This window comes from Gemmatimonadetes bacterium SCN 70-22, assembly GCA_001724275.1.
In the GTDB taxonomy this organism is placed as follows: domain Bacteria; phylum Gemmatimonadota; class Gemmatimonadetes; order Gemmatimonadales; family Gemmatimonadaceae; genus SCN-70-22.
This window is the reverse complement of record MEDZ01000073.1, coordinates 1-6,875: the sequence shown is the minus strand read 5'-3', so window position 1 is coordinate 6,875 and position 6,875 is coordinate 1. Positions and strand designations below refer to the sequence as shown.

Sequence of the window (6,875 nt, the reverse complement as noted above, 5' to 3'; positions counted from 1 at the left end):
TGGGGAGACGGGAGTGGGGAGACGGGAGTGGGGAGACGGAAGTGCCGGCGCGCCGGATCGCGCCGGCGCTCTCCCCCACGTCTACGCAAACGGCGCCGCGAGCGGCGCCGTTTGTACTCCCGTCTCCCGTCTCCCGTCCGCCCTATTGCACCGCCGCCGGCTTGGGCCGCGACGCCGAGTTCCCCAGCGCCATCCCCGCCCGGTACATCAGCGTCCCCACCCGCGCCATCTTCTCGTAGTCGATGAGGGCGGCCTCGTCGCTCACCTGGTGGTACTGCGGGTGCAGGCCCGTCGTGAAGAAGACGATGGGGATCCCCTTCCGGGCGTAGTTGTAGTGGTCCGAGCGGTAGTAGATCCGCTCCGGGTGCGTGGTGTTGTCCCACTCACGGTTGAAGACGAACGGGCGCGCCGCGGCGGCGTTGACCGAGTCGATCACCGCCCCCAGCACCGCGCTCTGCCCGTTAGGCGCCGCCCCGGGGCCCACGATGTACAGCGAGTCGGGTGCGTTGCGCCCCACCATGTCGGCGTTCAGCTGCGCCACGATCGAGTCGATCGGGACGGTGGGATGGTCGGTGAACGTGCTCGACCCGAAGAGCCCCTTCTCCTCCCCCACGTGCCAGACGAAGAGCGCCGAGCGCCGGGGCTTGGGCCCCTGCACGAAGGCGCGCGCGATCGAAAGGAGCGTCACCGTCCCCGAACCGTCGTCGTCGGCCCCGTTGGCGATCGAGTCGCCGTTCACCGGTGCCTGAATCCCGATGTGGTCGTAGTGCGCCCCGTAGGCCACGTACGTGTTGCGCAACGCCGGATCGCTGCCGCGCACGATCCCCACCACGTTGTAGCCGTTGAAGTCCGACGAGGCCACGCTCACCGACGCCGCGAAGCGCGTCCCCGCCAGTGCCGCGCCCTTGTCATCCGTTGGCCACCCGGCCGGCAGCAGCGGCGATCCGTCCACCAGGCGCCCCACCGCGACCATCGGGAGGATACGCGCCCCCCCGCCTTGCGCCGCCCGGCTGGCCAGTTCGAGCTGGGTGGTCGAGAACTGCCCCGCCGCCAGGCGATAGATCGAATCGGGGAGGAGGAGGATCACCGCCGCCGGCCCGCGTCCGATGGCCGCCCCCAGGCGCGCGAAGAGCGCGTCGGGCGCCTCGAGCGCCTTCCGCTTGGCCGAGTCGACGCCCGCCGGGACGGCCCCCGCGATCACCAGCACCTTCCCCTTCACGTCGAGCCCCTTGTAGTCATCGCGTCCGAGCGCCTGGTCCACCAGCCCGTAGCCGGCGAAGACGACGTCCCCGTCGGCTGCAAGCCTGGGGAGCGGCGCGCCGGGACCGAGCGCCGTGAGCACGGCCAGGTCCCCGCCGAGGCGCCACGCCGTCCGCCCGGCCGGGGTCGACACCACCAGCGAGTCGGCCGTGAGGCGCGTGCGGCGCATGGGCACGCGATGGAAGTACCCGCTGTCGCCCCCCGGCTCCACGCCCAGCGCCGCCAGTCGCCGCGCCAGCCACGCCGCCGCCCGGTCGGCATCCGGCGTCCCCGTCTCGCGCCCGCGGAACGAGTCGGCCGCGATGGCGAACAGGTCGGCCCGCAGCTCCGCCGCGTTAGGCTCGAGACGCGCCGGCGAAGGCGCCCCCGCCGGTGCCGGCGCGCCTCCCCGGCACGCCGCCACCGCCGCCAGGAGCCCCAGGTACATGAAGGATGTGAACCGTCTCATGATGATGGATGTCGTGGTGAAAGGGATCGCCGTGGCCGGGGAACGACGCGCGACCGCATGCGGAAAGGGCCGACCCCAGCCCGGCCGGCCCTCTCGTCTTCTCGTCTTCTCGGCTTCTAGTTCCCCGACCACCGCTCCCGCATCCGCCGCGCCGTGTCCGGGCTGAAGATTCGGATGACGAGGTAGATGATCGCGCCGAAGATCGCGATCTTGACCGCGAGGGCGAGCAGCCCGAGGAGCAATCCGAAGAAGACGCCGAAGACGCCAAAGAACAGCTTGAGCAGGAACAGTCCGCCGATGGCGAACAACCCGATCATGAAGATGGTGCGAAGCATAGGTCCGTTCTCCAATGCGAGGACTGGCCACATTACGCCCGGCGCTCGGGCGAAGTTTCACGCCACGCGCGTCGCGGCAAGGGCTGCGCGCAATGTCACGCGGAGCGCCGCATGACGTCCAGTGACTTCGTCGAGGTCCTGGTGCTGGGCGATGGCATTATCGGCCTCTCCTGCGCCCGCGCCAGCGCCGCGCGCGGCCTCGCCACCTGCCTGGTCGGCCGACGGCGCCCCGGGGTCGCCTCGGCGGCCGCCGCCGGCTTCCTCGCCCCCACCATCGACCCCACCAGTGGCGCCGCGCTCACCTTCATGGTCGAAGGGCGCGAGCGCTATCGCTCGTTCGTCGACGAACTGCGCGCCGCCACCGGGCACGACATCCCCTTCGCCCTGGACGGCATCCTGCGCGTCCCGGGCAGCGAGCGCGAGGCCGCCGCCCTGCGGGCGTCCGCCGACGCGGCATCCCCCTGGCTCGATCCCGCCGAAGTGATCGAGCTCGAGCCGGCCCTCCACGCGCCGTACGGCGCGCGCCACCACGCCGCCGACGGCATGGTGGACAACCAGCGCCTCCTCCGGGCCCTCGAGGAGGCCATCGCGCTCGCCAACATCCCGCGCCTCAACGCCGAGGTGCAGCGCATCCGCATGGCCGGCCCCCTCGTCTCGGTCGCAATGGACGACGGGCGCGCCTTGCGCTGCCGGTACCTCGTCCTCGCCGGCGGGGCATGGCAGCCGCTGGTCGAGGGGCTCCCTCGCCACCTCCCCGTCCTCCCGCTGCGCGGGCAGATGATGTCGCTCGTGGGCTCTCCGGTCACCCGCCCCGTCTTCGGCTTCGGCGGCTACCTCATCCCCCGCCCCGCCGACCGGCAAGTGATGGTCGGGAGCACCTCCGAAGCGGTGGGCTTCGCCCTGGGCACGACCGACGCCGCGCTCACCCGGTTCCGCGACGTCGCCGCCCGGCTCGTCCCGTCGCTCGCCCGAGCCGACGAGGTCCGCACCTGGTCCGGCTTCCGGCCGATGACGTACGACGGTCTCCCCATCATCGGCCCCGATCCGGACAACCCCGCCGTCCTGTACGCCTGCGGCCACTCCCGGAATGGGATCCTCCTTGCCCCGATCACCGGCGATGCGATTGCGGCCCTGGCCGCCGGGGCCCCCTCACCGCACGATCTGTCCCCCTTCTCCATCGCGCGGTTTCCGGCCTCGGCGGCGCCCATTTCATAACCGTCCATAGGCAGAATAGGGGTTACACATCTTGGCCCCGTCGTGTGCGGGGGGGTACATTCCCGGACCTTCGCGACGTGGGGACGGGCGTCACCCGACTCCCACTCCACGCCCTGCGGAATACCAAGCCGAGAGATGTCGGATACGCTGTACCAGATCATGGGACGCCATCGCGCCGAGCCGCTCCCGGAGCGCAAGCCGTCGTGGCTGAAGGTGAAGGCGCCGGGCGGCGAGAACTACGCCCGGCTCAAGGGGCTCATGAAGGAGCTCGACCTCCACACGGTGTGCGAGGAAGCTCACTGCCCCAACGTCGGCGAGTGCTGGCAGCACGGCACCGCCACCTTCATGATCCTGGGCGACGTCTGCACGCGGAACTGCGGCTACTGCGCCGTGTCGCATGGGCGCCCCCCCAAGTACGACCTCGATGAACCCAACCGGGTGGGGGCGGCGATCGCGCAGATGAAGCTGCAGCATGCGGTCATCACCTCGGTCGACCGCGACGACCTCCCGGACTTCGGCGCCTACATCTTCGCAGAGACGATCCGGCAGATCCACCAGCGCCTCCCGGGGTGCTCGGTCGAGGTCCTGGTCCCCGACTTCCAGGGCGACGAGGATGCCATTCGCACCGTCCTGGAGGCGGGGCCCGAGATCTACAACCACAACACCGAGACGGTGCCGCGCCTCTACAAGCGCGCCCGCCCCGGTGGGCGCTACGAGCGGGTGATGCAGATCTTCCGCTTCGCCAAGCAGGTGGCGCCGCAGATCCCCACCAAGTCCGGGATCATCGTGGGCCTCGGCGAGACCAAGGAGGAGCTCGTCGCCGTCATGCGCGACCTGCGCGCCGTCGACGTCGACATCCTGACGCTGGGGCAGTACCTCCGCCCCTCGGACGGGCACCTCCCGCTGGACCGCTACTACACCCCCGAGGAGTTCCGCGAGCTGCGCACCATCGGGATGGGGCTGGGCTTCCGCCACGTGGAAGCGGGCCCGCTGGTCCGGTCCAGCTATCACGCCTGGGAGCAGGTCCAGGCAGCAGGCGTTTAGTTTCCGCGCCGCGGGGCCCCAGCGCCCCGCGGCGTGGAGCAGCACCCGCACGTCCCGCATTCCCCGGGATCCGGGCCTCGATAGGGGGCCCGCGGCCACCCCACAGTCCTCACCCCGAGCGCGCCAGAGCGTGCGCCACGGTTATCACCGGCGCCCTTCACCGGCCCCCGCCCACTCGACCATGGCGAAAAAGAAGACCGAGCCCAAGGCCGAACCGACGTTCGGCGAGACCGATGCGCCCACGCGCGCGGCCCTCCTCCACTCCATGCTCCTCCAGCGCCGCTTCGAGGAGCGCTGCGCCGAGGCCTATGCGTTAGGCAAGATCGGTGGCTTCTGCCACCTGTACATCGGGCAGGAGGCGTGCGGCACCGGCGCCATCTCGGTGCTGCGCGACGACGACTACGTCATCACCACCTACCGGGACCACGGCCAGGCGCTCGCCCGCGGCATCTCGGCGCGCGCCATCATGGCCGAGCTCTTCGGCCGCAGCGACGGCTGCGCCCGCGGCAAGGGGGGCTCCATGCACCTCTTCGACCGCAACACGAACTTCCTGGGCGGGCACGGGATCGTCGGCGGGCACGTCCCCATCGCCACCGGCGTCGGCTTCGCCATCAAGTACCGCGGGACCGACCAGGTCATCCTGTGCTTCATGGGGGAATCGGTGGTCAACACCGGCGCCTTCCACGAGGCGCTGAACATGGCGGGGCTGTGGAAGCTCCCGGTGGTGTTCATCATCGAGAACAACCGCTACGGCATGGGGACCGCGCTCGAGCGCGCCTCGGCCATTCACGACATCTACCAGCGCGGCGCGGCGTACGACATGCCACGGGCGCACGTCGACGGCCAGGACGTCTTCGCCGTCCGCACCGCCGTGGCCGAGGCCGTGCACCGCGCCCGCACCCAGTCGCTCCCCACCCTGCTCGAGGTGCGCACCTACCGCTTCATGGGGCACTCCATGTCCGACGCGGTCAGCGGGACCTACCGCACCAAGCAGGAGCTGGAGGAGTACATGAAGCGCGACCCCATCAACGTCCTGCGCGCGCACATGGAGGAGCTGGGCGAGATCGACGACGCCGGCATGGCGAAGCTCGACGACGAGGTCAAGGCGATCGTCCAGGACAGCTGGGACTTCGCCGACGCCAGCCCCGAGCCCGCGCTCGAGAGCCTCTGGGAAGACGTCCTGGTGGAGACGACGACATGAGAATCGTCGGAACGCTCCCGTCACTCGCCAACCGTCGACGCGCCGTTCGGCGTGTCGACACTCCCGCCTCCCGTCTCCCGTCTCCCGTCTCGTCATGCCGGTAATTACCTATCGCGACGCCCTCAACCACGCCCTCCGCGAGGAGATGCAGCGCGACGACCGCGTCTTCCTCATGGGGGAGGAAGTGGCGGTGTACCAGGGGGCCTACAAGGTGTCCAAGGGACTGTTGCAGGAGTTCGGCGAGATGCGCGTCGTCGACACCCCGATCACCGAGCTCGGCTTCGCCGGGGTCGGCGTCGGCGCCGCCATGGCGGGGCTGCGCCCCATCATCGAGTTCATGACCTGGAACTTCGCCCTCCTGGCCCTCGACCAGGTGGTCAACTCGGCCGCCAAGATGCTCTACATGTCGGGGGGGCAGTACCCGATGCCGATCGTCTTCCGCGGCCCCAACGGGGCAGCGTTGCAGCTCGCGGCGCAGCACTCGCAGGCCTGGGAATCGTGGCTGGCCCACATCCCGGGGCTCAAGGTCGTCGCCCCGGGCACCCCGTACGACGCCAAGGGGCTCCTCAAGGCCGCCATCCGCGATGACAACCCCGTCATCGTCCTCGAGGGCGAGATGCTCTACAACACCAAGGGCGAGGTCCCCGATGAGGAGTACATCGTCCCCATCGGCAAGGCCGACCTCAAGCGCGAGGGCGACCACTGCTCGCTCATCACCCACGGCAAGTCGGTCCTCGTCGCCCTCCAGGTCGCCGATGCCCTCGCCAAGGAAGGGATCCGCATCGACGTCGTCGACCTCCGCTCCATCCGCCCCATGGACATCGAGGCCATCACCACCTCGGTGCGAAAGACCAACCGTGCCGTCGTCCTCGAGGAAGGGTGGGAAGTCTGCGGCGTCGGCGCCCAGGTGGTGGACTACATCCAGCGCCACTGCTTCGATGACCTCGACTCCCCCGTCCTCCGCGTCCACCAGGAAGACGTCCCCATGCCGTACGCCAAGAACCTGGAACGCGCCGCCAAGCCCGACGTCGCCAAGACCGTCGCGGCCATCAAGCAGGTGATGTACCTCCCCACCGCCTAACGTCACCGACCCATGGCAACCAAGGTGTTCATGGAGGCCCTCTCCCCCACGATGGAGGAAGGACGCCTCGTCAAGTGGATCAAGAGCGAGGGTGACGCCGTCAAGAGCGGCGAGACACTGGCCGAGGTCGAGACGGACAAGGCCATCATGGAGCTCGTCGCCCGCGGCGACGGCATCCTGCGCCGCCGCCTGGTGGACGAAGGGGCGACGACCCCCGTCGGCGCCCTCATCGGCGTGATCGCCACCGCCGATGAGAACATCGACGCCCTCCTCGGCGGCGCCCCCCCGGCC

General features: G+C 70.2%; 6 protein-coding genes and 1 pseudogene. 5 read left to right on the top strand and 2 right to left on the bottom strand.

What is annotated here, in order from left to right:
• Positions 1-142: 142 nt before the first annotated feature.
• A complete protein-coding gene (locus tag ABS52_18990; protein ODT00107.1) occupies positions 143-1,687 on the bottom strand; it encodes a hypothetical protein in 1,545 nt (514 codons plus the stop codon).
• 137 nt (positions 1,688-1,824) lie between these two features.
• Positions 1,825-2,043 carry a hypothetical protein gene (locus tag ABS52_18985; protein ID ODT00106.1) on the bottom strand — a complete coding sequence of 73 codons (219 nt, stop codon included), beginning with the start codon at positions 2,041-2,043 and terminating at the stop codon, positions 1,825-1,827.
• Positions 2,044-2,154: 111 nt separating this feature from the next.
• Here ABS52_18985 and ABS52_18980 point away from each other — a divergent pair, with 111 nt between their 5' ends.
• The 5 genes and pseudogenes from ABS52_18980 to ABS52_18960 all read left to right on the top strand — a co-directional run bounded on the left by ABS52_18980 (position 2,155) and on the right by ABS52_18960 (position 6,875).
• A complete protein-coding gene (locus ABS52_18980) occupies positions 2,155-3,258 on the top strand; it encodes a hypothetical protein (GenBank protein ODT00105.1) in 1,104 nt (367 codons plus the stop codon).
• A gap of 135 nt (positions 3,259-3,393) precedes the next feature.
• Positions 3,394-4,302 (top strand): lipoyl synthase, encoded by a 909-nt coding sequence (locus ABS52_18975; GenBank protein ID ODT00104.1) that lies wholly within the window; start codon positions 3,394-3,396, stop codon positions 4,300-4,302.
• A gap of 181 nt (positions 4,303-4,483) precedes the next feature.
• Positions 4,484-5,503, top strand: a complete 1,020-nt coding sequence (locus ABS52_18970) for a pyruvate dehydrogenase (acetyl-transferring) E1 component subunit alpha (protein ODT00103.1) — start codon at positions 4,484-4,486, stop codon at positions 5,501-5,503.
• Positions 5,504-5,597: 94 nt separating this feature from the next.
• Entirely contained in the window at positions 5,598-6,584 is a 987-nt protein-coding gene (locus ABS52_18965; GenBank protein ODT00102.1) for a pyruvate dehydrogenase, read from the top strand.
• Between the two features lie 12 nt (positions 6,585-6,596).
• Positions 6,597-6,875: pseudogene (locus tag ABS52_18960) on the top strand (hypothetical protein).

Coding starts and splice junctions, on each gene's coding strand:
- ABS52_18990 (ODT00107.1), bottom strand. CDS start 1,687: ATGTACCTGGGGCTCCTGGCGGCGGTGGCGGCGTGCCGGGGAGGCGCG.
- ABS52_18985 (ODT00106.1), bottom strand. CDS start 2,043: ATGCTTCGCACCATCTTCATGATCGGGTTGTTCGCCATCGGCGGACTG.
- ABS52_18980 (ODT00105.1), top strand. CDS start 2,155: ATGACGTCCAGTGACTTCGTCGAGGTCCTGGTGCTGGGCGATGGCATT.
- ABS52_18975 (ODT00104.1), top strand. CDS start 3,394: ATGTCGGATACGCTGTACCAGATCATGGGACGCCATCGCGCCGAGCCG.
- ABS52_18970 (ODT00103.1), top strand. CDS start 4,484: ATGGCGAAAAAGAAGACCGAGCCCAAGGCCGAACCGACGTTCGGCGAG.
- ABS52_18965 (ODT00102.1), top strand. CDS start 5,598: ATGCCGGTAATTACCTATCGCGACGCCCTCAACCACGCCCTCCGCGAG.